This is a genomic window from Pantoea sp. SS70, from assembly GCF_029866845.1.
Taxonomy (GTDB): Bacteria; Pseudomonadota; Gammaproteobacteria; order Enterobacterales; family Enterobacteriaceae; genus Pantoea; species Pantoea leporis.
This window is the reverse complement of record NZ_CP117200.1, coordinates 623,055-648,860: the sequence shown is the minus strand read 5'-3', so window position 1 is coordinate 648,860 and position 25,806 is coordinate 623,055. Positions and strand designations below refer to the sequence as shown.

At 55.9% G+C, this 25,806-nt stretch carries 19 protein-coding genes and 1 pseudogene; 7 read left to right on the top strand and 13 right to left on the bottom strand.

The genetic code is table 11. From position 1 onward, the window contains the following. The first annotated feature begins 94 nt into the window (after positions 1 to 94). Positions 95 to 1,243 carry an acyl-CoA dehydrogenase family protein gene (locus PO881_RS22520; RefSeq protein WP_280173057.1) on the top strand — a complete coding sequence of 383 codons (1,149 nt, stop codon included), beginning with the start codon at positions 95 to 97 and terminating at the stop codon, positions 1,241 to 1,243. A 121-nt stretch (positions 1,244 to 1,364) separates the two neighbouring features. Here PO881_RS22520 and fhuE read toward each other — a convergent pair whose 3' ends face one another. Continuing rightward, positions 1,365 to 3,560, bottom strand: a complete 2,196-nt coding sequence (fhuE, locus tag PO881_RS22515) for a ferric-rhodotorulic acid/ferric-coprogen receptor FhuE (RefSeq protein ID WP_280173056.1) — start codon at positions 3,558 to 3,560, stop codon at positions 1,365 to 1,367. A gap of 528 nt (positions 3,561 to 4,088) precedes the next feature. Between fhuE and PO881_RS22510 the strand changes: the two genes are divergently transcribed. Beyond that, a complete protein-coding gene (locus tag PO881_RS22510; protein WP_101761355.1) occupies positions 4,089 to 4,490 on the top strand; it encodes an H-NS family nucleoid-associated regulatory protein in 402 nt (133 codons plus the stop codon). 208 nt (positions 4,491 to 4,698) lie between these two features. Here the strand turns inward: PO881_RS22510 and PO881_RS22505 are convergent, their stop codons facing one another. From PO881_RS22505 to PO881_RS22495, 3 genes are read right to left on the bottom strand one after another with little or no spacing between them, the layout of a single operon-like run. Further along, positions 4,699 to 5,898, bottom strand: coding sequence for an aminotransferase class I/II-fold pyridoxal phosphate-dependent enzyme (locus PO881_RS22505; RefSeq protein WP_280173055.1), 1,200 nt, complete (start codon positions 5,896 to 5,898; stop codon positions 4,699 to 4,701). A gap of 18 nt (positions 5,899 to 5,916) precedes the next feature. Then, the gene (locus PO881_RS22500; RefSeq protein WP_101761353.1) at positions 5,917 to 7,218 is read right to left on the bottom strand and encodes an LLM class flavin-dependent oxidoreductase; all 1,302 of its coding nucleotides are present in this window, start codon (positions 7,216 to 7,218) and stop codon (positions 5,917 to 5,919) included. A 33-nt stretch (positions 7,219 to 7,251) separates the two neighbouring features. Then, positions 7,252 to 8,322: an iron-containing alcohol dehydrogenase family protein gene (locus tag PO881_RS22495; protein ID WP_280173054.1), complete on the bottom strand. Its 1,071-nt coding sequence runs from the start codon at positions 8,320 to 8,322 to the stop codon at positions 7,252 to 7,254. 334 nt (positions 8,323 to 8,656) lie between these two features. Between PO881_RS22495 and PO881_RS22490 the strand changes: the two genes are divergently transcribed. From PO881_RS22490 to PO881_RS22480, 3 genes are read left to right on the top strand one after another with little or no spacing between them, the layout of a single operon-like run. Then, the gene (locus PO881_RS22490) at positions 8,657 to 9,202 is read left to right on the top strand and encodes a GNAT family N-acetyltransferase (RefSeq protein ID WP_101761773.1); all 546 of its coding nucleotides are present in this window, start codon (positions 8,657 to 8,659) and stop codon (positions 9,200 to 9,202) included. Then, positions 9,199 to 10,341 (top strand): amidohydrolase, encoded by a 1,143-nt coding sequence (locus tag PO881_RS22485; RefSeq protein WP_101761351.1) that lies wholly within the window; start codon positions 9,199 to 9,201, stop codon positions 10,339 to 10,341. Before PO881_RS22490 ends, PO881_RS22485 begins: the two co-directional genes overlap by 4 nt. Continuing rightward, positions 10,341 to 11,654: an MmgE/PrpD family protein gene (locus PO881_RS22480; protein WP_280173053.1), complete on the top strand. Its 1,314-nt coding sequence runs from the start codon at positions 10,341 to 10,343 to the stop codon at positions 11,652 to 11,654. Before PO881_RS22485 ends, PO881_RS22480 begins: the two co-directional genes overlap by 1 nt. On the opposite strand, the gene PO881_RS22475 is transcribed toward PO881_RS22480, so the two are convergent. Both PO881_RS22475 and PO881_RS22470 read right to left on the bottom strand, forming a co-directional pair. After that, entirely contained in the window at positions 11,651 to 11,875 is a 225-nt protein-coding gene (locus PO881_RS22475; protein ID WP_007890034.1) for a hypothetical protein, read from the bottom strand. The two genes, PO881_RS22480 and PO881_RS22475, sit on opposite strands and share 4 nt — an antisense overlap. A 114-nt stretch (positions 11,876 to 11,989) precedes the next feature. After that, positions 11,990 to 12,112: a hypothetical protein gene (locus PO881_RS22470; protein WP_255421536.1), complete on the bottom strand. Its 123-nt coding sequence runs from the start codon at positions 12,110 to 12,112 to the stop codon at positions 11,990 to 11,992. A gap of 329 nt (positions 12,113 to 12,441) precedes the next feature. Here PO881_RS22470 and PO881_RS22465 point away from each other — a divergent pair. After that, positions 12,442 to 16,152: pseudogene (locus tag PO881_RS22465) on the top strand (FAD-dependent oxidoreductase). Between the two features lie 98 nt (positions 16,153 to 16,250). Here the strand turns inward: PO881_RS22465 and PO881_RS22460 are convergent. The 6 genes from PO881_RS22460 to PO881_RS22435 all read right to left on the bottom strand — a co-directional run bounded on the left by PO881_RS22460 (position 16,251) and on the right by PO881_RS22435 (position 21,866). Further along, a complete protein-coding gene (locus tag PO881_RS22460; RefSeq protein WP_280173050.1) occupies positions 16,251 to 16,616 on the bottom strand; it encodes a type II toxin-antitoxin system PemK/MazF family toxin in 366 nt (121 codons plus the stop codon). After that, positions 16,616 to 16,888, bottom strand: coding sequence for an antitoxin (locus PO881_RS22455; RefSeq protein ID WP_110867195.1), 273 nt, complete (start codon positions 16,886 to 16,888; stop codon positions 16,616 to 16,618). Before PO881_RS22455 ends, PO881_RS22460 begins: the two co-directional genes overlap by 1 nt. Before the next feature lie 87 nt (positions 16,889 to 16,975). Then, on the bottom strand, positions 16,976 to 19,261 hold the full coding sequence (locus PO881_RS22450; RefSeq protein WP_280173049.1) for a molybdopterin-dependent oxidoreductase: 2,286 nt from the start codon (positions 19,259 to 19,261) through the stop codon (positions 16,976 to 16,978). Positions 19,262 to 19,295: 34 nt separating this feature from the next. After that, on the bottom strand, positions 19,296 to 20,057 hold the full coding sequence (locus PO881_RS22445) for an amino acid ABC transporter ATP-binding protein (protein ID WP_280173048.1): 762 nt from the start codon (positions 20,055 to 20,057) through the stop codon (positions 19,296 to 19,298). Beyond that, positions 20,050 to 20,973: an amino acid ABC transporter permease gene (locus PO881_RS22440; protein WP_280173047.1), complete on the bottom strand. Its 924-nt coding sequence runs from the start codon at positions 20,971 to 20,973 to the stop codon at positions 20,050 to 20,052. The genes PO881_RS22445 and PO881_RS22440 overlap by 8 nt, the downstream gene beginning before the upstream one ends. Further along, positions 20,970 to 21,866 carry an ABC transporter substrate-binding protein gene (locus PO881_RS22435; RefSeq protein ID WP_110867191.1) on the bottom strand — a complete coding sequence of 299 codons (897 nt, stop codon included), beginning with the start codon at positions 21,864 to 21,866 and terminating at the stop codon, positions 20,970 to 20,972. Before PO881_RS22435 ends, PO881_RS22440 begins: the two co-directional genes overlap by 4 nt. A 659-nt stretch (positions 21,867 to 22,525) precedes the next feature. Between PO881_RS22435 and PO881_RS22430 the strand changes: the two genes are divergently transcribed. Then, positions 22,526 to 24,697, top strand: coding sequence for a TonB-dependent siderophore receptor (locus PO881_RS22430; protein WP_280173310.1), 2,172 nt, complete (start codon positions 22,526 to 22,528; stop codon positions 24,695 to 24,697). Positions 24,698 to 24,736: 39 nt separating this feature from the next. Here the strand turns inward: PO881_RS22430 and PO881_RS22425 are convergent, their stop codons facing one another. Continuing rightward, positions 24,737 to 25,651, bottom strand: coding sequence for an alpha/beta hydrolase (locus PO881_RS22425; RefSeq protein WP_280173046.1), 915 nt, complete (start codon positions 25,649 to 25,651; stop codon positions 24,737 to 24,739). Positions 25,652 to 25,806 lie beyond the last annotated feature (155 nt).

Here is a 25,806-nt window from a genome sequence, read left to right as displayed (position 1 = left end):
CCGATTCCGCATGTATATAGCCGGTTTATTGCTTTTACAGCGGTGGCAGAACAGGAAACAATTAAGCCTGATTTAATAAGGGGATTAATAACGCATGGCAAATAACCCGCCCTTTCTGGCTGAAATATTGCCGGTGATTATTCAGGCCTTAGAAAAAGACGCTGAAGAGGTTGATCGCAGCGGCGAATTTCCTAAAACCGCTTTTAGCGTGTTGCGGCAGCATGGCTTGCTGCATTTTGTATTGCCGACGGCGTCGGGCGGCAGCGGCGGCGATCTGCTGGCAAGCCAGGCGATTATCCAGGCCGTGGCGCGCGGCGAACCTTCTGCAGCGCTGATCCTCATCATGCAGTATCTCAACACGCGTCGCCTCGACGACAGCTCAAACTGGCCAGACGCGGTGCGCCGCAGGGTGGCGGAGAGCGTGATTCGCGACGGTGCGCTGATCAATGCGCTGCGCGTCGAACCCGAATTAGGCACGCCCGCGCGCGGCGGATTGCCCGCCACCCGCGCACGCCGCACCGCTGAAGGCTGGCGCATCAGCGGCGAGAAGATTTACTCCACCGGCAGCTATGGACTGAGTTGGTTTCTGGTGTGGGCCAGCAGCGACGATGCCGATCCGCTGGTCGGCGGCTATCTGGTGCCGGCCAACGCGCCCGGCATCCACATTATTGATGAGTGGGATCACCTCGGCATGCGCGGCACCTGTAGCCATCGAGTGGTGCTGGACGAGGTGCTGATCCCGCTCGATCACGCGGTCAACGTCGCGCCGTGGAGCACGCCGCGACCCGGCCTCAACGAAGAGGAATCGCTGTGGATGGCGGTGCTGCTCGGTTCGTTGTACGACGCCATTGCGCATAGCGCACGCGACTGGTTTATCGCCTTTTTGCAGCAGCGCGTGCCGGCCAATCTTGGCGCACCGCTGGCATCATTGCCACGCTTCCAGGAGCTGGTTGGCCGCATCGATACGCTGCTGTTTACCAGTCAAACTCTGCTGAGCAGCGCTGCCCAAGGCCACGTTGCCAGCGGACATGCCGCGCAAATCAAACAGGTGGTGACCGAAAACGCCATTCGCAGCGTGCAGCTGATGGTGGAAAGCATCGGTAATCATGCGCTGACGCGCCACCATCCGTTACAACGTCACCTGCGTAACGTGCTGTGCGGCCGCATTCATACGCCGCAGGACGACGCCATTTTCACTTCCGTGGGCAAATCCGCCCTTTCTGCTGAGAGGAGTACATCATGACGCTGGAATTTATTGGTCTGGAGGGTAATCAGAAGAAATACGGGCTGCCATAAAAAAGCCAGCTTAAGGTGATTTCACGGGGGTATTATAGGGTGCGCATGACACGCACCCTAAATTTTGATTAAAAACGATACGTCGCAGAGACAGAGAAATTACGCGGATCGCCGTACACGATGCCGCCATTGCTGACGTTGGTGTCGTACTCTTTGTCGAACAGGTTGTTGATGTTCGCCTGCAGCGAGACGTTTTTGGTGACGTCGTAGCGTGCGAACAGATCCACCACCGAGTAGCTGCCCTGACGTGCGCGCCAGGTGCCTTCGCCGTCTGGACCGCCAATGTCGCCGTAGGTTTTCGACTGCCAGGTCACGCCACCACCCAAGGTCAACTGATCCAGCATCGGCAAGCGATAGCTGGTGAAGAGGTTGAATGAGGTGCGTGGCAGTTGAGAATTGTAGTTCTCGCCTTCGCGATCTTGCGCCACATAACTGGTACCGCCGAAGGTCATCTGCCAGTTATCGGTTACCGCGCCGTTGACTTCAAACTCTACGCCACGGCTCACTACGCCACTTTTACCCACATAGATGGCATTGCCCGTTTCCGGGTTAGTTTCGCCGGTCGCTTCGCCAACATTATCCAGCTCGGTGCGGAATACGGAGATCGAGGTAGTCAGGCGGCTGTTAAACCAGTCCGATTTCACGCCCGCTTCGTAGTTTTTGCCAATCACCGGCGCCAGGAATCCGCCCGAGGCATCCTGATAATCCTGCGGCTGGAATACCGAGGTGTAGCTGGCATACGCCGACCAGTTGTCGTAGAAGTCCCAAATCACACCACCGTACGGCGTGATGTTGTTCTTCTCCATCTCTTCGCTCAGCGTCTGACGATTCCAGTTGGTATAACGCGCGCCGAGAATCACATGCAGCGGATCGGCCAGCGAGATGCGGGTTGCCAGATAAGCAGATTTCTGACGTACCAGCTGTGTATCTGAAGCCGGTTCGCGCGGATCCCAGTTGGATTCCGGGAAATCGCCGTTGTAGTTATTGAAGTTACCCAGCTCTGCTGATGAGATGTTCTCCCACGAGCTGTAGTACTTGTTGTCCTGACGACTGTAGTTAACGCCAATCATCAACTCATGCTGACGTCCCAACAATTCGTATGGGCCGCTGGCGAAGGCATCCACCGCATCCACTTTACGTTTGCCGGTGTTATAGCCGGTGCCGCCGATAACCGGATAGCCGGCGTAAGAGGAAGAGCCCGCGCCGGTGGTTTTATCAAAGAAGCCATCGATATACAGCTGTTTGCTGTCGAGGAACATTTCGTTATGCGTGCCGTTAAGCGTGATGTTCCAGCCGTTATCGAAGTTTTGCTGCAGGTTAACAAAGACCTTTTTGTTTTCTTTGTTGTTGTAAGCCCAGTCTGGCGCGGTGTTGTAACCACGACGCAACTTCGTTTGTGAGCCGTCGGTATACCAGCGCGGTGTGCCGCCCCACATTGGCGAATCGGTGTTTACCTGGGTGAATTCGTAACCAACCGACAATTTGGTGGAGTCGGTCAGATCAGCGTCAACCACGCCATAAACGAACTTTTTGTCTGCGCCGTAGCGTTCGATAAAGCTGTTTTTGTCTTCATAGCCCGCAACTAGCCGACCACGCACGTTCCCTTCAGGCGACAGCGGTGCAGAGAGATCGGCAACGTAACGCTGCTTGTTCCAGCTGCCGTAGCTGGCGGAAACATCACCGGTGAACTCTTTGCTATCGGCGTGCTTGCGCACCATGTTGATGGAGGCGGAAGGATTACCTGGGCCAGTCAGCAAGCCGGTGGCACCGCGCACCACTTCGACGCGCTCATACAGCGCCATGTCGCTCTGCGCGTCGCCAAGGTTCCAGCGTGAGGCGAAGGCAGTTGGAATACCGTCGACCATATAGTTGTCGATCAGGAAACCGCGCGAATAGTAGTTGGTGCGGTCCATATCGGAAGAGACGCCGTGGATACCGGTGGTGTTCTTCAGCACATCGTTCAGCGATTGCAGCTGTTGGTCTTGCATACGCTGCTTGCTGACGATTGAAACCGATTGCGGAATATCGCGCGCGGTGAGCGCCATTTTGGTACCGGCACGCGTCACCGGTACGCTGTAATCCTGTGCCGCCTGCTGTTGCTGATCGGCGTTGGCGCTGGCATCCACGTTCAGCGTCTGTTCGGTGTTGGTGGTCTCTGCTGCCTGCGCGATACCCGACGCAACCATCACAGCCAGTAAAGAGAGACGTAACGCACGCTGAGGCGCACTGCCGGGTTTCCTGACGCGCAAATCACTGAAAGACATACGATTCCTCAATCAACTTATCGTTATTTTTTTGCGGCACCGCTGCTGACGTCGGAAAGAGGAACGACAGTAAGGAAGCCGTTAAGAAAGCAAATGAGAAATATACGCATTAAGATTTCCAATGCAAGAAATTGTTACCAGTTTACTGACACTTTTACACTTGGTGAAAAGCCTTATTCTTCAACGAGTAATAGTTGACTTACGTTATTTTCAGGAAGATTCATGGCGGGGCTTTCGGCAACTATGTGAAATTGAACAGATTCTTATGTGTACGGTAACCATTTATGGCGACCTTCACACGCACCGCATACACACGCATAATCAATCACCCACTATTATTCTCCTTACTCTCCCGCGTCACGTGAATAAGCCAAATAGCTCGATAAAGCGTCACGGAATATAAAGGAATCTCTGATCACCCGGATATTTTACAGACAATTCTGCCCACGTTTGATTATTTTACTTTGGCAAAAAATCTCGTAGAATGCTTCCCTTTACACCAGTTAAATAAGTAATAAGGATTAATACATGAGCGATGCACTTAAAGCATTGAACAATCTTCGTACGCTGCGTGCCGAGGCGCGTAATATTGACGTCGCAGCATTAGAAGAGATGCTGGAAAAATTCGCCGTGGTCGTCGCAGAGCGCCGTGAAGAAGCGGAAGCAGAAACTGCAGCCCAGCGCGAAAAAGAAGAAAAGCTGGCGCTTTATAAAGAGATGTTGTTGAAAGACGGTATTGATATTAGTGACCTGGCGCAATTAACTACCCAGGAAAGCAAACCCAAGTCGAAACGTGCTCCGCGCCCCGCGAAGTATAAGTTCATCGACGAACAGGGTAACGAGAAATTGTGGACCGGCCAGGGCCGTACGCCATCACCGATTAAAGCCGCACTGGAAGCGGGCGGTTCAATGGATGATTTCCTGATTTAATCGGTGACTTGCTGTACAGCGCATGAACAGTAAAAACGCAGCGTAAGTGCTGCGTTTTTTCGTTATTACTTCTGCGCGTTAATCTGTTTGATATACGCTTTTAAAACGTCGTAAACATAATCCTGGCAAGCGATACCGGATTGCGCATCATACTTGCCGTTAAGTCAGATAATCTCCCGGAAATATCTGACGTCTTTTACTAATAAGCTTATTTCAGAACCGCACAGGCCTGCGCAATTCTGCGGCCCGCTTCACGCACCGTTTCAATGTCGGTGGCAATCGACAAACGGAAATAAGGTGATAATCCGTACGCGCTGCCCGCCACGCCAGAGACACCGCTTTCCAGCAGATAATTCATCACATCTTGCTCGCTTTCGATCTTCTGACCATCGGGACGCGTTTTGCCTAATAAACCGGCGCAGCGACAGAAAATAAAGAACGCGCCATCAGGATTAAGCACGTCAATTTCCTGCACCGGCTTTAACAGCGCCATAATCGCATCGCGGCGATCCTGATAAGCCGTGCGTTGCGGCGGCAAAAAGTCGAGTCCACCGTTATACGCCGCCACCGCTGCAGCCTGACTGATCGCGCTGGCACCGGAGCTGTTTTGCGACTGCACCACCACCATCGCGTCGATCAACGCTTTAGGCCCGGCACCGAAACCGATGCGCCAGCCGGTCATGGCGTAGGTTTTCGACACGCCGCCCACCAGCAGAATACGGTCGGCTAAATCCGGCGCAACGTGCAGCAGGCTAATATGTTCACGACCATCAAACAGAATATGCTCGTAGAGTTCATCCAGCATGATCAGCACATCAGGATGATCGCGCAGCACCGTCGCCAGCGCGGTCAGCTCATCTGCGCTGTACACCATGCCAGAAGGATTGCCGGGATTGTTCAGCACCAGCCAGCGGGTTTTAGCAGTGATCGCCTGCGCCAGCTGCTGCGGCTGCAACTTGTATTCCTGCTCCAGCGGACACGCCAGCAGCACCGCTTCGCCGCCGTTGAAACGCACGCTATCCGGAAACGTCGGCCAATACGGCACCGGCACAATCACCTCATCGCCTTCATTCAGCGTGGCGGCAAAGGCGTTGAAAATAATCTGCTTGGCGCCGTTGGCGATGCATATTTGCGACAGCTCATAATCAAGCTGATTTTCATTTTTCAGCTTAGCCAGCACCGCTTTGCGCAGCGGCGTGGTGCCGTTGGTCGGCGTGTAGCGCGTTTCACCGGCTTCCATTGCCGCCACCGCCGCCTGGCGAATATGCGCGGGCGTATCAAAATCTGGCTCACCAGTGGTGAGATCGAGAATATCCACGCCCTGCTCTTTCAGCTGGCGCGTCAGTTGACGCGCCGCCGCATTGGCAGAGAGCGACACGGACTGCACACGCTTTGATAAGGTGACCATGTTGAGCTCCTTAATGGGTTAGACCACCGGCAAGCCGAGGTTTTCACGCAGCGTGGCGAACTCGTAATCGTCACGGAACAGGCCGCGACGGCGCAGTTCAGGGATCACTAGCTCAACAAACAGATCCAGCTGCTCGGACATGATCGCCGGCATGATATTGAAACCATCCGCGCCGCCCTCGTTCATCCACAGCTCGAAATCGTCAGCGATATCTTCGGCGGTACCGACAATCACGCGATGTCCGCGTGAACCAGCAGCCACCGCCGCCAGCTCGCGCAGCGTCAGATTTTCGCGTTTCGCCATATCGGTCATCAGTTTAACGCGGCTCTGGTTGCCCTCGCCCAGCGGCACTTCTGGCACCGGACCATCCAGCGGGAACTGGCTGAGATCCATGCTGAAACGCAGCGACAGCTGACGCAGACCGTTTTCGATGTCCACCAGCGTGTTGAGCTCTTTCCACAGTGCTTTGGCCTCTTCACGCGTGCGGCCCACAATCGGCATCACGCCCGGCATAATCACCACATGATCCGGATTACGACCAGCGGCAATGACCTGATCTTTCTGCGAACGGTAGAAAGTTTGTGCTTCTTCGAGGCTGGCAGCCGCGGTGAAGATCACTTCCGCGGTTTCCGCCGCCAGTTTCTGACCATCGGCGGAGGAACCGGCTTCGATGATCACTGGACGACCCTGCGGCGAACGGGTGATATTCAGCGGACCCTGCACCTGGAAGTGCTCGCCTTCATGGTTAATCGGCTGGATTTTTTCATCAACAAAGTACGCACCGGTCTCTTTGTTCGGCTGCACCGCGCCCTCTTCCCAACCGGCCCACAGCTTGTCAGCCACTTCGAGGAATTCGCGCGCACGCGCATAACGCTCGGCATGGTTTGGCATATCGTTGCGGCTAAAGTTACGCGCTACATCGGTAGAGAACGAGGTCACCACGTTCCATGCCGCGCGACCACGGCTGATGTGATCCAGCGAAGAGAAGCTGCGCGCCATGGTGAACGGATCGCTAAAGGTGGTGGACGCCGTTGCCGCCAGACCGATGCGTTTGGTATTCACCGCCAGCGCCGACAGCATGGTCAGCGGCTCAAGGCGCGCCATGGTCGAGGGCAGACGATACATGCTGGTGGCCAGCGCATCGCCTACGAAGAACAGATCGAATTTACCGGCTTCGGCTTTTTTGGCGATGGTGATCAGCCAGTCGATGTCAGTTGGATCGCCGAGCTTTTCCGTCAGACGCCAGCCGCTGACGTGTTGTCCTACCGGCTGCACGAAAAGGCCTAAACGGATGCGGCGTTGTTGTTTTGAGTTAGCCATTAATTTGTCCTGGTCAATAAAAAGTGGTGCGATTTAAAACGTGTTCTCGGTCGCCAGCAGCGCCTGTTCCAGCGCATCGGCAGAGATGCGGAATGGCAGACGTTCGGCGCTGGCCGCCGGAAATTTAATCTGTTCTGCGATGGTGCGAATCGTCGCCGCGCGGTCACCGGTTAACGGCGCTAAGGTCAGCGGCATGTCGTACGCACGCAGTAGCGTCAGCAGATCGGCATCCGGCACGCCGTTATGCTCAATCAGCGATTGCACCAGCAGGCTGTAACCCACTTTTTCACCGTGCAGCCATTGATGCAGTTCCGGCTGATGCGTCAGACGATTGTGAATGGCGTGAGCAAAACCTGGCGTCGGCAGCACATCGCGCACGCTGTTGGCTAATCCGGCCAACACGATATTGGCATCGATGATTTTCACCAGCTCCGGCGTGACCTGCTGTTGCTGGTTAGCGGCTACCGCCGCCGGGCCCAGCTCGCGATAGAGATCCAGCGCGCGTTTGGCGGTCATCACTTTGAGATCCAGCGCCAGATCGTTGGGATTGTTACGCTGATACGGATAGAACTCATAATATTTTGCCAGCGCATCAACGATGCCAGCCTTCAGGTAACGCACGTCGCTGCGCGCGATAATCTCGCTATCGACCAGTACCAAATCCGGCATTTTGCCCAGCGGCTGGCTGCGCACATGGCCGCCCTGCTCGTTGTAAACAATCGCCACCGGCGACCAGGCAGCGCAAGTCGCGGCAACCGTGGCGAAGTTGATCACCTTGAGATCGGGCAGCTGGCTACCCACCGCTTTTGCCGCATCCAGCACGCGCCCGCCGCCGATCGCAAACAGCAGTTCAGCGCCCTGCCGCTCGACATTGTGCTTCAGGGTTTCAATCGCGGCATCGGTGCATTCACCGGTCAGATACTCTATTTCCCAGCGAATATCATTGGCTTCAAGGCTCTGGGTTAATTCCGGATTAACGGCCTGCCAGGCGCGGGGGGAAGTAAAGACGCGAATATGGGAAGCGTAAGGTTTGATAAATTCACCGGCGCGCGCACGCAAACCGGATTCATGTGCATATGCACGCGGAGATTTGATCGCTAACACGGCGTCACCCTGATTAAGAATAAGGCTATAACGGATTAAATTAAGATAATTCAGAGGGTTAATACAGAATAGTTATAGCGCTATGTATTTTCTGCATACTACGGTAAATAACGATTTAAGCAATGCAAAAGGGGAGATTTCATTTTCACAAATTCGCATTAGCTTAGTTATTTTTCACATATAGCGGGGAATGGCTTTGCTGGTAATCTGAACCCTTATAACAGACGAGCACCTTGCGTAGCGGCGCAATTTATTGCGCGATGAATCGCGCCGCTATGGAAGGTGCCTGTTTTTTGATTCTCCGCCTGATGGCGGTTTTTTCCCGGGGATGTCTATGTCACTTGAATTTCGTCAGGTTAGAGAAGACGAGGTGGAAACCTATCAGGCGCTGATGCATGCCGCGTATGCACCCACGCTGGCGCTCGGCATTAAATTTGATGCCGCCACCGCCGACCTTGCCAAGACACTGCGTCATCTGCAGAGCCACGGTGTTTATGCGCTGTATGCCGATGATGTGATGGTCTCATCCGTTACCGTACGCTATCCGTGGGGACCGCTGCCCGGCCCGTTTGGCCTGCCGCATATCGGCTGGTTTGGCGCGCATCCCGATTATCCCGGCCAGCAATTTGGTCGTCAGGTGCAGGATCGTCTCGAGCAGGAGATCTTGCTGGGCCAGTTACGCGCGCCTGCGGTGTCGCTCGGCACCGCCACTAGCCATCCGTGGCTGATCGAGATGTACAAAAAGCGCGGTTTCCAGCTGATGCACACCACCGATCTCGGCAAAGGGCATATCACGCAATATATGAAGAAAGTACTGGATGAAAGCGCCCACGATGCGTGGTTAACACGCCAGGCGGCACAACAAGGAGTAAAAGCATGAGCCAATCTCTCGACACCTTAGGCGAACAGCTGATCGCTTTCCGCCATGAACTGCACCGTTTTCCCGAGCTCTCCAATCAAGAGTTTGAAACCACCGCACGAATTCGTCAGCAATTAGAGCAACACCAGATTCGCGTGCTGGATCTCCCGCTCAAAACCGGTTTAGTGGCGGAAATCGGGGCGGAAAAAGGCCCATTGATGGTGTTACGCTCCGATATTGACGCGCTGCCGATTGAAGAGCAGTCAGATGTGAGCTTCCGATCTGAACGTCCCGGCGTGATGCACGCCTGCGGCCACGACTTTCACAGTTCGGCGGCGCTGGGGGCAGCGATTCTGCTCAAACAGCAGGAAGATACGCTGCCAGGTCGCGTGCGTATTCTGTTCCAGGCCGCTGAAGAGACCGGCCAGGGCGCGCCCGATGTGATCGCGACCGGCGCGCTGGATGATGCGGTGGCAATCTTCGGCATTCACAACGATCCGTCGCTGCCGCCAGGCGTGATTGGCAGCAAAGCCGGTCCGCTCACCGCCGCAGTCGATCGCTTTGATATCAGCATCACCGGCATGGGTAGCCACGCCGCCAAACCGCATCAGGGTAACGATCCGATTGTGATTGCCGCGCAAATTGTCTCGGCCGCACAAACGCTGATTAGCCGCAATGCGCCATCCGGCGATAACGCGGTGGTCTCGATTACCCAGATTCACAGCGGCAGCACCTGGAACGTGATTCCTGATAGCGCCTGGCTGGAAGGCACGGTGCGCTCGTTCTCGCAGGAAACGCGCGAACGTCTGGAGCAGCGCTTCCGTGAAATCGTGCAAGGTATCGGCGCCGCTTTCGCCGCCGAGGTGAAATTCAACTGGCACGCGGGTCCGCCATCGGTGGTAAATGATGCGCATTGGGCGGATTTTGCCTTGCAGCAGGCCAGCGCCAGCGGCTTTGAGGCGCGCGTGGTGGAAGCCAGCCCAATCGGCGAAGACTTCGCGTTCTATCAGCAACAGCTGCCGGGCGCGTTTATGATGATTGGCACCGGCGAGCCTTATGCGCTGCACCACCCGGCGTTTCGCATCAATGATGATGTGCTGCTGCCGACGTCGCGCTATCTCGCCAATCTGGCGGTCGCAGCGCTGAAGAGCGTGAGCTGATGAGCCTGACTGCCGCGCTGGCTGAGCGCATTGTTCACAGCCAACCGGACGCCACCGCACGTAATGCGGCACGCGAAGGGGTGCGTGATTTCCTCGCCGTCAGCTGGCCGGTACTGCAAGGTCAGGTGCCAGACAGCGGATTACCGGCGCTGCGCAGCGTATATGGCGACGGCAGCGCGCGAGCCAACGCCCTGCTGCTCGGATATGCCAGCCACGCGCTGGATTACGATGATTTCCATGCGGATTTTCGCGGGCATCCCAGCGTTGTGATTCTGCCTGCGCTCTTTGCCTGGCAGCAGTTGCAGCCCTCTGAGCTGGATCAGTTTCTTGATGCCTATGCGGTCGGCGTGGAGGTTGCCGGACGTTTAGGCCTCGCCGTCAGCCAGCAGCATTACGCTTTAGGTCATCACAATACCGCGACGCTTGGCACAGTTGCCGCTGCCGCCGCGCTGGCGCGTTTGCTGGCGTTAGATGTGGCTGCCACCGCAACGCTGCTCGGCATCGCCACCACGCAGGCCAGCGGCTTACGCGCGCAGTTTGGTTCGGCGGTAAAGCCGCTGCATGCCGGGTTTGCAGCTGAACGCGCGGTGAGCGCCGCACAGCTGACGCTGGCAGGCTTTGATGGCAAGCAGGACGGCGTGATTGACGCTTTCATCTCCGCCACCAGCAATGGCCAGGCGCAGCCGGAAAAACTGATTGAGCATTGGGCGCAGCCGTGGCGCATCGTCGCGCCTGGGCTGGAATTCAAACCCTTCCCCACCTGCGCCGGTACGCACAGCGCCGCCGAAGCCACGCGCATCTTGCGCAATCAATGGCTGGCGAGCGGTAAATCACTGGAAAGTTTGCTGGAAAACATTAGCGAAATTAGCGTGGCGTTTCCGCCGGGCGGTGATATTGCGGCATCGGTGCGCGTTCCAACCAACGGCATCGAAGCGCGTTTCAGTCTGGAATATGTGATCGCCGCGATGCTGATGTATGGCGATTTGCGTTTGCAGGATTTTGCCGAAGGCGAGTTGAATCAAGAGGTGATGCCGCTGGCAGCAAAGGTGCGTCGTACGCCAGATGAAGGTGCGCCACCGGATGCGATTAACCCGGCGCTGCGTTTTCATCTGGTGACGATTACGCTACGCGATGGCTTGCAGTTGCAGCATCACCGCACACGTCAGCAATCGCTGGCCGATGCGGTGGATGTCGCAGGCAAGCTGCGCGCGGCACTGCAGCAGGAATCTCCGCTACGTCAGCAACAACTGCTGAACAGCAGCGAGTTGGCTAACAGCACGCATCTGGCGCAGTTAACCCAGCTGCTCGCTTAAAGCGTTTCGACCGGCTCCAGCGCATCCTGAATGGCATCGGCCAGATTTGCGATCTCATTGGCAACCGCCTGCAAATCCCACGATGCCTTTGATCCGCTGGCAGAGGTTGAGGCGCTAACTGACTCTTTTGCCACCGCTAATGCCGCCGCAACCGCAACGGTGCGTTTATGCTGCTCAACCGTGACGCCAATCGGTGGCTGTGTGAAATAGTCGTTGACCATCGTATCTCTCCCTTAAGTGTTAAAAAAATAAATGAATCCTGGAGAGGTATTATGGGGGAATTACAGCAGAGTGCACTCTAAATAGTGAGCCGCCAGCGGCGGCTCGACCGATTTTCAGATTTTAGGTTGCTGATCTTCAGGGAATTCAGTATCGCGGGGTAAATCATCATCTTCGTCAGGTAATGTTTCATCATCACCTGGCAGTGGAATTACATCATCATCTGGACGTTCTGACATACGTACCTCCGTAAACCCGAATTGGGTTAATTAAAGTGTAGTAATGAAATAAATTAAACATCGCCCTTCTTTTCATTATGTGAGTTAAGCGTAAGAAATCGCGCAACAATAATATCTTCATTTCTTCTTACCGCTTCACTTAAATAAGAAAAATTCACGCTGGGCTTATTTTCTTTTCAGCTCAGCCATTTGCGCTAAGCCAAAGCGTGGTTATAATTTGAATTAGGTTCAACAGTCGATTTCCCTGGTTGCCTTAAATGGCGCCCCTATAACACGATTAACTTCTTTTATTTATTGCTATTTCCTGAATGTTATTCCGGGGGAACATCATGTCGCCATTTTCCAGCTTTTGGCAAGCCGGTTATGAGGGAGCGGATCATATCAATCCCTTCGGCGAGCGGCTTTCAATGAATGCGTTGACCGACCATTTATCGCAATACCATAACGATTACGCCGCGCTGCAGCAGTTTGGCATTACCTCCGCCCGCGAAAGTATTGGCTGGCGACTGGCGGAAATGGAACCGCAAATCACGCTCGAAAGTTTAAAAAAACGCATGAATTCGGCGCGCTCCTTTGGCGTGCAAATTAACTGGACCTTTTGCCATTACGGCTGGCCGGATGACTTAACCTTATTTTCCAGCGAATTTGTGCCGCGCTTCGCCGCTTTTTGTCAGCGCATGGCGCGCTTTCTCGCGGAATATTATGAAGACGCACCCATTTATTCGCCGATGAATGAAATCTCGTTTATGGCGTGGGGAATTTCTGTCGGCCTGTTTGGTAATAATGCCCATAACGATCCCGATGAGATTAAACGTCAATTGATTCGCGCCACGCTGGCGGGTTGCGCCGCCATTCGCCTTGCAGATCCGCGTGCGCGTTTCCTGCACTGCGACCCGATTATTCACGTGGTGCCGGATGAAGAGAGCGATGCGTGTCGGCAGCACACCCGCGAGATCAACGCTTCGCAATATCAGGCGTGGGACATGATCGCCGGTTTGCGCGAGCCGGAACTCGGCGGCAAACCGCACTATCTCGATGTGGTTGGCGCCAATTATTACCACAGCAATCAGTGGCTCACTGGGTCGGGTTGCCTGCTGGAGTGGCATCTGGGCGATGCGCGCCGCGTGCCGCTGCATCCGCTGCTGGCGCAGTTAACTGAGCGTTACCAGCGGCCCATTTTGCTGGCGGAAACCAGCCACGTCGGCAGCGGACGCGCCGCCTGGATTTCACAAGTAACCGCAGATGTCGCGCAGGCACAGCTGAACGGCTGTGATATCCGCGGCATCTGTCTTTATCCGATTATCGATCGCCCACTTTGGGAAGATCTCGAACACTGGCCACGCAGCGGATTGTGGGATGTCGATCCCCACAAAAAGCGCCTGCTGAACCCGGTTTATGCCGCGTCATTACAGCAATCACAACGATTATTAGCCCGTTTTCAGGGTCTTATCACCGCGGCCAGCAGGCCAGAGGAAAGCGTCATGAAACAATCCGTATTAGTGGTATTCAGTCATTTACGTTGGGGATTTGTCTTTCAACGTCCACAGCATCTGTTATCGCGCCTCGCCCAGTTCCACCGCATTGTGTTTATTGAAGAGCCGATTTATCAGCCCGGTGAAGCCGCGTTACGCCAATATCAGCCCGCACCAAACGTGACGGTGATCGAACCGCATACCGATGTGGCCGCGCCTGGCTTTCACGATAGCCAAATCGCCGTGCTGCAACCGCTGCTGGCTGAACTGCTTGCTGACGATGAAACGCCGCTGGTGTGGTTTTATACGCCGATGGCGCTGCCGCTGCTGGCCTGCTTTACACCGAGCGCGATTATCTATGACTGCATGGATGAACTCTCCGCCTTTAACCAGGCGCCGCGCCAGCTTCAGCAGCGTGAATCGGCGCTGTTGAGCCGCGCCGATTTGGTGTTCACCGGCGGCACCAGCCTGTATGAAGCGAAGAAACATCGCCATCCGCAGGTTTTCTGCTGCCCAAGCAGCGTCGATGCGGGACATTTCGAACAGGCGCTGGACCGCACTAACAGTCATCCGCTGCAGGAAAACCTGCCAAAACCGCGCCTCGGCTATTACGGCGTAATTGATGAACGCCTCGATTTGACGCTGATTGCCGCGCTGGCCGATGCGCATCCCGACTGGCAGATCGTGATGGTCGGTCCGGTGGTGAAAATTGATGCCGCCAGCCTGCCCCAGCGCAGCAATCTGCACTGGTTCGGCCAGCAACCGTACGCCGCCTTGCCGCACTTTCTCGCCGGCTGGGATCTTTGCCTGATGCCGTTCGCGCTCAATGCTTCGACGCGCTTTATCAGTCCTACCAAAGTGCTGGAGTACATGGCAGCGCAGCTGCCGATTGTCAGCACCGCGATTGCCGATGTGGCGCGACACTATGCCGACGTGGTGAGCATCGCCGACTCGCATCAGAGCTTTGTTCAGGCCTGTGAAGCGGCGCTCAGCATGCCGGTGGAAACCCGCTATCAGCTAGCGAAAAACATGGCGACACGCGTTGCGGAAACCTCGTGGGATCGCACTGTCGATGAGATGCAGGCGCATATCGTGGCGCTGACCCAACGTCAGATTTCCCATCCCGAAATAGCCGCCGCCCCTCCGCCCGCGCTGGCGCACAACACCGTTGCGTGCTTGATTTTGGGGGCCGGCCCAACGGGGTTGAGCGCCGGTTATCACTACGGCGCAGGCGCAGTGGTGCTGGAGAAAAATGCCACCGTGGGCGGCTGGTGCCGTTAAGTCGAGGATCAGGGATTCACCTTCGATCACGCCGGCCACATTATGTTCTCCAACGATCCTTACGTGTTGCGCCTGTACGATATCCTGCTGGGCGACAATCAGCACTGGCAAACGCGTGAAGCCTGGGTTTACAGCCATGATGTTTACACCCGCTATCCGTTCCAGTCGGCGCTGCATGGTTTGCCTGCCGAAGTGATTGGCGAGTGTGTGCTAGGCGCGATTGAAGCGCGCTATGCGTCGCCTCCCGCTTTACAGGCGGTGGCCACCGAGGCGCGGCGTGATTGCTGCGCCGATGGCGCCATCCCGGATGGTGAAAGCCTGGTTTGTCAGCCGGAGAGCGAAGATTTCGAAAGCTTTATTTTCCGTACCTGGGGCAAAGGCATCGCCCTACATTTCGCCCTGCCGTATAACCAGAAACTGTGGAAAACCCCGCTGGTGAATATGGAAACCTCATGGCTCGGCGGACGTGTGCCGCTGCCGGATTTGGAGCAGATCATCTCCGGCGCGCTGGCGCCGCTGGATAAGCCGGTCGGCCCCAATGCGCGCTTTGGCTATCCGCTGCGCGGCGGTTTTCAGGCGCTGATGGAGGGATTTCTGCCACATCTGGACTGCACGCTGGAGATGGAAGCGGGCGTCAGCGAAATTCAGCCGTTGCAACGGCGCGTGCTGTTAAGTGATGGTCGACAGTTTCATTATGACCAGATGATCAGCACCTTGCCGCTGCCCGAACTGGTGCGATTGATGGGCAGCTTTGCACCAGAAGCGGTGCAGAAAGCAGCGAAGCAACTGCGTCATATCTCGGTGCGCTGCGTCAATCTGGGCATTGGCCGCGCCAATATCAGCGACAAACACTGGATTTACTATCCCGGCAACACGCTGTTCCACCGCATCTTTTTACAGGGCAACGCCAGCCCGCACTGCAATCCAGAAGGCGGTTTTGGCCTGACCTGCGAAATGACCTATCGCGACGATCAGCCGCTTCCTTGCGAAGGCGATGCGTTGATTGAACGCTGCATTGCGGATTGTATTCGGGTCGGCATCATCAATGCCGATGATGAGATCGTTACCGCCAGCGAAGTGGATATGCCTTACGCCTATGTGGTTTATGACCATCAACGTACCGCCAACGTCACGCTGATTCGTAGCTGGCTGGCGACGCAAGGCATCCATCTTTCCGGGCGCTACAGCGAATGGGAATATTACAACTCGGACCACGCGTTCCTCGCCGGTAAACGTGCAGCGGAAACGGTGAAAGATTTGACCCATAACCGGAAAACCACGGCGTGAGATGAAAAAGCTAGTCAGTTAGGGTGAACGGGGCGGCATTCATGAATGGCGTCCCTACGATTGTCATCGTGATTTTCGTAGGGTGCGCATTCAGCTTTTTAACGCGGATCAATCAAATCCACTACCATCGACAGGATTTCATCCATGACGTGCGATTCAACTTTCGCGGCGAAACTTGCCTTCCGCGCGGTCAGGTCAAGAGAACGAAGTTGGTAGCACAACGCTACGCCAGTTACGCTGCCGGTATCCGTGCTGCTGCCATCCAGATACACCGCAACAGCCCTCGAGCGTGATGCGCCGCCACCGCTGGTTACCGGAATGCAAACCGCTGTCCCTAAAGCAGCGACGAGTTCCCGCCGTGAAATCACCAGATAATAATGCGGCCCTTTAAACTCCCTGCCTTCAACGGGATCAGCGTTGACGTGCCAGATTTCACCTAACTGCGGAACTCTGCGCGATATCATCAGATAGCCTCCTTGCCCTGCGGTTTATCCTGCAAATCGTCGCTGACGGCTTCATTAAACTGGCGAATCTCTTCCTGATCAATGCCAGCTAACAGTTGGTCCATCGTTTTCCTGCCGCGTGCGAGCCGGTTAACAGGTTTGATGTTGATTGACTCGTCAGTTGCAGTGACATCTAGCTCAATCCCCACATGCCAACCCGCTTTGGTCGCGATGTCACTGGGAATCGTTAGCACAACGGCTCCGCCTTGCTGACGCAGTTTGGTTAAAGCCATACATCCTCCAAAGTGTAACTTTGTCACACTGAGTCTATCACTCGGTGAGACAAAGTCACACTTTGATTTATTGAGATGCGTCTGCTTTTAGGCAGGCGGAATAAACGCCTGTACCGGCGTCACTTCGCCGCGATATTTACGCACCTGCACGACGGTGATTTGTCCGCTGCAACCTTGTGCCAATGAAGACGTGCCGATATCCAGCGTCAACACATTGGGATTACCGTGACGGCACAGCGGACGCAGCGCGGTAGGATCGACGGGATCATACCAGGCGCCGGTCGGCAACTGCACCACGCCGCGCATGATGGTTTCGGTGAGACGCGCACTGGCGAGCACGTGGCCGCGCGCGTTGTAGAGCTCGATAATATCGCCATCATTAATGTCTGACGCCGCCGCATCCACCGGATGCAAACTGCACACTTCGCGGCCATGGCGTTTGCCGCTCAGGCTGTAATCACCAAAATCGAGCTGGCTGTGCAAACGCGTCGCCGGCTGATTGGCGATCAACCAAAACGGATGATCGGGATTCGGTTTTTGCTGCGGTTCACGCCACACCGGATGTCCCGGACAGTTTTCGTAGTTAAAGCTGGCCATGGTGGCAGAGAAAATTTCAATTTTCCCGCTCGGCGTCGGCAGCGGCGACGCTTCCGGGTCGGCGCGGAACGCGTTGATCATACGGCCGCCGTCTTTCAGCTGCGGCAACTCCAGCACGCCTTGTTGCCAAAACTTCTCGAAGTCGGGGATCTCAACCTGATGCGCCGCCAGCTTCTGCTGCAGCTGGGCGTAATGATGCTGCAACCAGCCGCGCGTATCGCGCCCTTCGGTGAAGGCCTCTTCGCGGCCTAAACGGCGCGCCAGCTCGGTGAAAATCGCGTAATCATCTTTGGCTTCACCGAACGGCTGCGCCACCGGTTGCATGGCAAACAAGTGGCGATCGGTGGGTGCGCCGCCAATGTCTTCGCGCTCCAGCGTCATGGTGGCGGGCAAAACGATATCGGCATGGCGCGCGCTGGCGGTCCAGGCGATCTCATGCACGATCAGCGTATCCAGCTGACAAAAAGCCTGACGCAAGCGCGCGAGATCCTGATGATGATGGAACGGATTGCCGCCGGCCCAATATGCCAGACGGATGTGCGGATAGGTTAAACGGCGGCCATTGTAATCAAACGGCTTGCCGGGATTGAGCAGCATATCGGAGATACGCGCCACCGGAATCAGACGATCGATACCGTTTTTACCCTGCGGTAGCGCCGGAAAACTCACCAGATTGTGATGCTTACCGTAATGGCCCAGCGCACCCAGCGCATAGGTGTAGCCGCCGCCCGGCAAGCCCGGCTGACCAAGTGCGGCCGCCAGCACCAATCCCAGCCACACCGGCTGTTCGCCGTTTTCGGCGCGCTGCAAGGCATGCGCCACCGTCACCAGCACGCGTTTGCCGTGCAGCTGGCGAGCAAAATCGCTGATGAACGCAGCACTCACGCCACAAATTTCTGCTGCCCACGCTGCATCGCGCGGCGTGCCATCTTCTTCGCCACGAATGTAGGCCGCCATTTCTGGCCAGCCCACGGTGTAGCGCGCGAGGAAAGCCTCATCGGTCAGCTGTTCAGCGATCAATACCGATAACACGCCGAGGATGAAGGCCGCGTCAGTGCCCGGACGCAGCGCCAGCCATTCGCCCTGCGCTTCTTCAGGGAGATCGCTTTGCAGCGGGCTGACCGAGATAAAGCGAGTGCCGCGCTCAGCCGCCTGCTGCATAAAGCCGCGCTCGGTGTGTTCGCTCAAACCGCCGCTGGCGACCTGCGAGTTTTTCAGCGCCAAACCGCCAAATGCCAACACGATGTCGCTGTGCTGGGCGATCTCTTCCCAACTGACGCCGCGACGGGCAATTTCATTCATGTCGCCGACGATATGCGGCAGCAACACCGACGCGGAGCCGGAACTGTAGCTGTTGACTGAACGCACGTAGCCGCCGAGCGTGGTGTTGAGGAAGCGATGCACCTGACTTTGCGCGTGGTGGAAGCGCCCCGCGCTTGACCAGCCGTAAGAGCCGCCGAAGATGCCTTCCGGGCCGTACTTATCGCCGACGCGTTGCAGTTCGCGCGTGACCAGCGCGTAAGCTTCATCCCAGCTCACCGCGACGTACTCATCATTGCCACGACGATCGTCCGCGCCCGGGCCGTTCTCCAGCCAGCCACGGCGCACCATCGGACGGGATACGCGCGCCGGATGGTTTAACGCAGTGCGGAAATTTTGCAGCAGCGGGCTGGGATCGGGATCGCCCTTGAACGGTTCGATGGTGAGCCGATCGCCCTGTTGCTGGGCATGAAAAGCGCCCCAATGGGCGCTGTGCATTACCGGTTTTTGCGTCATCACTGTTCCTGGCATCAAAAAAGAAAAACGGTGCCTAAAGCACCGTTGCAATAAAGTTTCTTACGCGCCCGTTTTCCGGGTCGTCGAGCACTTGCTGGGTTGGCCCCGCCGCCACGATTTTGCCGCTTTCCATAAACACAATGTTGTCAGCAACCTCGCGCGCAAAACCAATCTCATGCGTCACCACCACCATGGTGATGCCGGAGTGCGCCAGCTGTTTGATCACCTGCAGCACTTCGCCAACCAGTTCGGGATCGAGCGCTGAAGTGGGTTCATCAAACAGCATTACGCCGGGATCCATCGCCAGCGCGCGGGCAATCGCCACACGTTGCTGCTGTCCTCCGGAGAGATTCTGCGGCCACTCATCTTCGCGGCCTGACAAACCTACTTGTTTCAGCAGCGACAGCGCTTTGCTGGTCGCTTGCTGGCGGCTCTGCTTCTTGACGCGCATCGGCGCATCGACGATATTTTGCAACACGGTACGGTGCGGGAACAGGTTGAATTGCTGGAACACCATGCCGATTTCGGCACGCTGACGTGCAACTTCACCGCTGCTTAGCTCGTACAGCGCCTGGCCTTTCTGCTTATAGCCGATGATCTCGCCGCCGATGCGAATGGTGCCGCCATCCAGTTTTTCCAGGTGGTTTATGCAGCGCAGCAGCGTGGATTTCCCCGAACCCGACGGCCCAAGGATCACCGTGACTGAACCGGCCGGAATATCCAGATTCACGTCATCCAGAATGGTGACGCCAGAGAAGCGCTTAGTGACTTTACGTAAGGCGATCGCTTCACCCATTGCTGACGCTCCTTTCTGCTTTTGGCGCTGATAAGCCCGGCAGCGATTTCAACAGGCTGCGTTTTTCCCGGCGCGAAACGCCACGGCCAAAATAGCGTTCCACATAGAACTGACCCACCGACAGCACCGAAGTCATCAGCAGATACCACAAGGTAGCCACCAGCAGCAGCGGAATCACTTCATAGGTGCGCTGGTAAATAATCTGCGCCGAGAACAGCACGTCCTGCAGCGAGATCACCGAGACCACCGCCGTGGTTTTCAGCTGACCAATGATTTCGTTGCCGGCGGGCGGCATGATGGCGCGCATCGCCTGCGGCAGCACGGTGTGACGGAAAATCTGCGAAGGGCGATAGCCGAGCGCACGCGCGGCTTCCAGCTGGCCGTTGCCGACGCTTTGGATACCCGCACGCACAATTTCGGCGGCATAGGCAGATTGGTGCATCACCAGCGCGATCACTGCCGCACTAAATGGGCTCACCAGCGCGTTCGATTGCGTACTCCAGACTTCGCCGAGGCCCGGAATCGACAGAGCGATGGTGGGATAAAGCGCCGCGATGTTATACCACAGGAACAGTTGCACCAACATGGGTACACCACGGAAGAACCAGGTGTAAAACCAGCTCACGCCCACCAGCACCGGATTGGAGGAGAGGCGCATCAGCGCCAGCACCGTACCGAAGGCAAAACCCAGCACCACAGAGATCGCGGTAAGCTGCAGCGTCATTAATACGCCTTGCAGGATCGATTCGCCGGTAAAGTTCTCCGCAATCACGCTCCATTCGAAGCGTGGATTGTTAATCATCGAGTTCGCCATCGCCACCACGCACAACAACACGACCAGCGCACTCAGCCAGCGTCCGTAGTAACGTTTGCCGACGATTTTCAAATCGCCGGTGTGGTCGTGAATGTCACTCATTGAAAGATTTCCTGATTGCGTTTGGCTTGTTTAACAGCACCAAAGCCGATGCCCCAGTTGTCGAGGATCTTGTTGTAGCTGCCATCTTTGATCAGCGAGTTAAGCGCGGCCTGTACGGCGGGCTCCAGCGCGGAATCTTTCGGGAAAGCGACGGAAACGGGTGCGTCATGGACGGTGATCTCACCGCTCATGGTCAGCGGTTTAATCACCTTCACCTGCCACAGCAAACCTTCATACGGGCCGAGGAACATTGGCACGCGACCGCTTACCACCGCCTGCACGCCAGCTGGACGATCCGGGAAGACGGAGACTTTGATTGGCTTTTTACCTGCCGCTTCACAGGCTTTGCTGGCGTCTTCAAGGCGCGTAACCTGGGTGGTACCGGAACCGGCGCCCACTTCTTTACCACAGACATCGGCCAGTTCTTTGAATGGCGCGATGTTGGCATCTTTGCGCGAGATAATGCCGAGGCGGCTGGCATCGTAATAACCTACGAAGTCGATGATTTTGGCACGCGCTGGCGTGGCGTTGATATTGGAGAGCGCCACATCGTAACGACCAGTTTTCAGGCCTGGAATGATGTTGTCGAAACCACCGGTGTCGCGCCACTGAACCTGGATTCCCAGACGCTCGCCCACGGCATTCATGATATCGATTTCACGGCCGGCCAGCGTTTTGTTGTCTTCTTTATAGAAGGTGGTTGGCGGCGTGTTGGGGTTGGTTCCGGCAACAATGTAGCCACGTTTCACCACATCCGCAGGCAGCAGGCTTTTCAGCGCAGGATCGGCCTGCACGTGGATTGAGCTGTCAGTTGGGACGTTTTCATCGGCGGCGAACGCGGTGTGTGCACTCAGCGCGAGCGCAAGAAGAGTCATGCCTTTGGCGAATTTCACTGGAACCTTTCTCCTGATTTATAAAAAGTTTCCCCACAGGGAAAAGGCGTTGAGGTAGCGATGGTTTTGTCTCCTGACTCACCTCGCGCGAACGGCGTGCGGTGAGTGGAATTGTCATCCTCATATACCCTAAATAATTCCAGCTGCAACAAGGCGGCAAGTGTGTGAATCCCCGGGAGCTTACTTAAGTAAGTGACTGGGGTGAACACGCGAAGCCAACGCAGTTGCGGCTGAAATTATGACGGGTATTTACGTCCCGATTAGCATTCTCTGGAAGATAGATAACAATCACAAATGCGAAAAAAACATATCTATTGCCGAAATATGGCAATAGCCGGAGGCACGGTTGCAAGGCGGGATTTCCGCCCCAGATTTGGCACGTAACACTCAGCAGAATTCAGAATTTGCTAGTGAATCAATAGCCTGCTTATCCAGTATTCATCGACACATTTCTTCTTACTCATAACGGTTTCTTCTAAGCAAATGAGAAATTCCCCTCTCCGCAACTCATATCCCGCAACCGAACAACCTTTGTAAAGGTTTGTATTGTCAGGCATGTTGCCGTCTCACTGAATGGACAATGAGAAACGTTATCATTATCATGCGCATTTACTTACAATTGTTAACGTTACAGGGAGAAAACTTAAGTGAATGTAACCATGCGTGGCAAAAAGCGTCCAATTGCGCTTTTTTTAGCGGGAATGCTAACGTCGCCTGCCTTTGCAGCTGAAACCACCGAAAAGCTGGCTGACGATGAATCAATGATCGTCACCGCCGAGCAGGAGCTGAAACAGCAACCGGGCGTGTCCACCATCACCGCTGAAGACATCAAAAAAAATCCCCCTGTTAACGATCTCTCCGACATCATTCGCAAAATGCCCGGCGTAAACCTTACCGGTAACGGCGCCAGCGGCAGCCGCGGCAATAACCGGCAAATCGATATCCGTGGCATGGGCCCGGAAAACACCCTGGTGATGATCGATGGCGTGCCGGTTTCCTCTCGTAACTCGGTGCGCTACAGCTGGCGCGGCGAGCGTGATTCACGCGGCGATACCAACTGGGTGCCAGCTGAAATGGTTGAGCGCATTGAAGTGATTCGAGGCCCGGCCGCTGCTCGATACGGTTCTGGCGCGGCGGGCGGCGTGGTGAACATCATCACCAAGCGTCCCACCAACGACTGGCACGGCTCGCTGTCGCTGTACACCAGCCAGCCGGAAAATAGCAAAGAAGGCGATACCCGACGCGCTAACTTCAATCTCAGCGGCCCGCTGGCCGGTGATGCGTTGACCATGCGCCTGTACGGCAACCTCAACCGCACCGATGCCGATGCGTTCGATATCAACACCGCAGAAAACGGTTCATACGCGGCGGGCCGTGAAGGCGTGCGCAACAAAGACATCAATACCGTGCTGTCGTGGAAAATCACGCCGCTGCAAATCATCGACTTCTCCTGGGGCTACAGCCGTCAGGGCAATATTTATGCCGGTGACACGCAGAACAGTAACAGCAACGCCAGCACCGACGGTTTAGTGGAGTCGCTGTACGGTGATGAAACTAACCGCATGTATCGCCAGAGCTACGGCATCGCGCACAACGGTATCTGGGATTGGGGAACCTCGAAGCTCAATTTCAACTACGAGAAAACCAATAACACTCGCCTGCAGGAAGGCACTGCCGGGCGTACTGAAGGAATGATCAACAGCGATACGTACGCCACCAGCCGCCTGGAAAGCTATCGCGCGGGCGGAGAGATCAACTTCCCGCTGCAGCTGCTGGTCGATCAAACCGTGACGCTGGGCGCGGAGTGGAACCGCGATGAGCTGAACGATCCAGCATCAATGCTTGCGGCCAGCGCGACCGGCGTGAATTTGCCAGGCAGTTCGGGCGATCCATCGCAGCGCAGCAGTAAGAACAGCGCCACCATCAGTTCACTGTTCTTCGAAGACAACATTGCCGCCACCGATAGCACCGAAGTGATTCCTGGCCTGCGCTTTGATTATCACGATCAGTTTGGCGCCAACTGGAGCCCAAGCCTGAACCTCTCACAAGGTCTGGGCGACTATTTCACCCTGAAGGCCGGTATTGCACGGGTGTTTAAAGCGCCAAACCTGTATCAGTCAACGCCGGGGTATCTGCTCTCCACGCGCGGCAACGGCTGCCCGATTGGGCTCAGCCAATGTTATCTGCTGGGGAACAACGATCTTGATGCAGAAACCAGCGTCAACAAAGAGATTGGACTGGAGTTCAGCAACCAGGGCTACGTTGCGGGCATCACCTGGTTCCGCAATGACTATAAGAACAAGATTGTGTCGGGCACCGAGCCGGTTTATTCCAGCACTCGCCCGGTTTACAACGTGCTGCGCTGGGAAAACGGCGGCAAAGCGATTGTGGAAGGACTGGAAGGAAATCTGACTATTCCTTTGATCGCCGATACGCTGGAATGGCGCTCCAACGCCACCTACATGTTCCGCTCCGAGAGCAAGAAAACCGGCAATCCGCTGTCGGTGATCCCGGAATTCACCATCAACTCGCAGCTGGAGTGGCAGGCGACGCAGGAGCTTAGCGCCAACATCAACTGGACGCAGTATGGCCGCCAGAAACCGCGTCAAAATGTTGAGACCAATATCGATACCTCGAGCATGACGACGCAGGAAATCAGCCCGTATTCGGTGTTTGGTTTGAACGTCAATTACGACATCAGCAAAAACCTGCGCGCCAATGCCGGTATCAATAACCTGTTTGATAAACGCCTTTACCGCGAAAATTCGGGTGCTTCGACCTATAACGAACCGGGCCGCGCCTATTATGCCGGTGTGACGATGTCGTTTTGATTGAGCGGTGTTTAGTCGCCAGACATGGCGACCTGACGTTTAATTAAAAAACTCACTCAACGCCTCTGCCAGCGCCTGCGGTTGCTCATCCGGAATGAAGTGACCGCAGTGCGCGATCTTAATTCCCGTCACATCCGCAGCGAATTCACGCAATGGCAATGCCATATCCGGAATCGAACCCTGATCGGCGCTGATCGCCAGTAACGGCAACGCTAATTTGCCGCGTTCTTTCAGCAACGCACGGTTTTGCGCCGCCGAAACCGTCACTTCACGATAAGTCGCCATTCCGGCGCGTATCGCGCCCTTCTGCTGTAACAAACGGGTATATTCCGCCATGTCCTCATCGCCAAACACCATCGGACTGGCCGCTTTGCGTTTCAGGAACCATTCGAGATAGATCGCTTCGCGCCCTTCTATCAGCGCCTCCGGCAAATCCGGTAAGAGATGAAACGCGAAGTGCCAGGTTTTCCACGCTTTATCCGGCGTCGCGGGCAGCGATTCTGGCAACGTCACGCCAGGAATACCGGCATCAAGCAGCGCCAATTTCTTCACCTGATCGCTAAACAGCGTGGCATACGGCCAGGCAACCCACGCGCCGACGTCGTGCGCGGCGAGGTAATAGCTTTCATGACCCAATTGCTGCATCAAGCCCTGTACATTCTGCGCCAGCGATGTAGTGTCGTAGCCGCTGAGCGGTTTATCCGAGTCGCCCTGACCGGCTAAATCCGGCGCGATAATGAAATAGCGATCGCCCAGCAGCGCCATCACCTGGCGCCAGGCGAACCAGCTTTGCGGAAATCCCGCCAGCAGCAGCAACGTTTCTCCATTAGCATTGCCGCCGCTGACGTAGTGCAAACGCACGCCGTCTACCGTGGCGTAATGATGGGAAAATCCGTCTAACGCGTTGAATGGCTGCGTCCAGCCCTGTGCGTGTTTGATAACTGATGCTGACATTTTCGCTCTCCGCATATTTAGGAAATGATCAATTCCTAAATACTACCTGATGATTGCGCTACGTGGGAATATTTCTGCAAAGCGGTAATCAGTCGCCGTTAATAGCGGCCCGACGGAGCGGGTTATTTGCTATTCTGTGCGCGACTCTTTCTTAA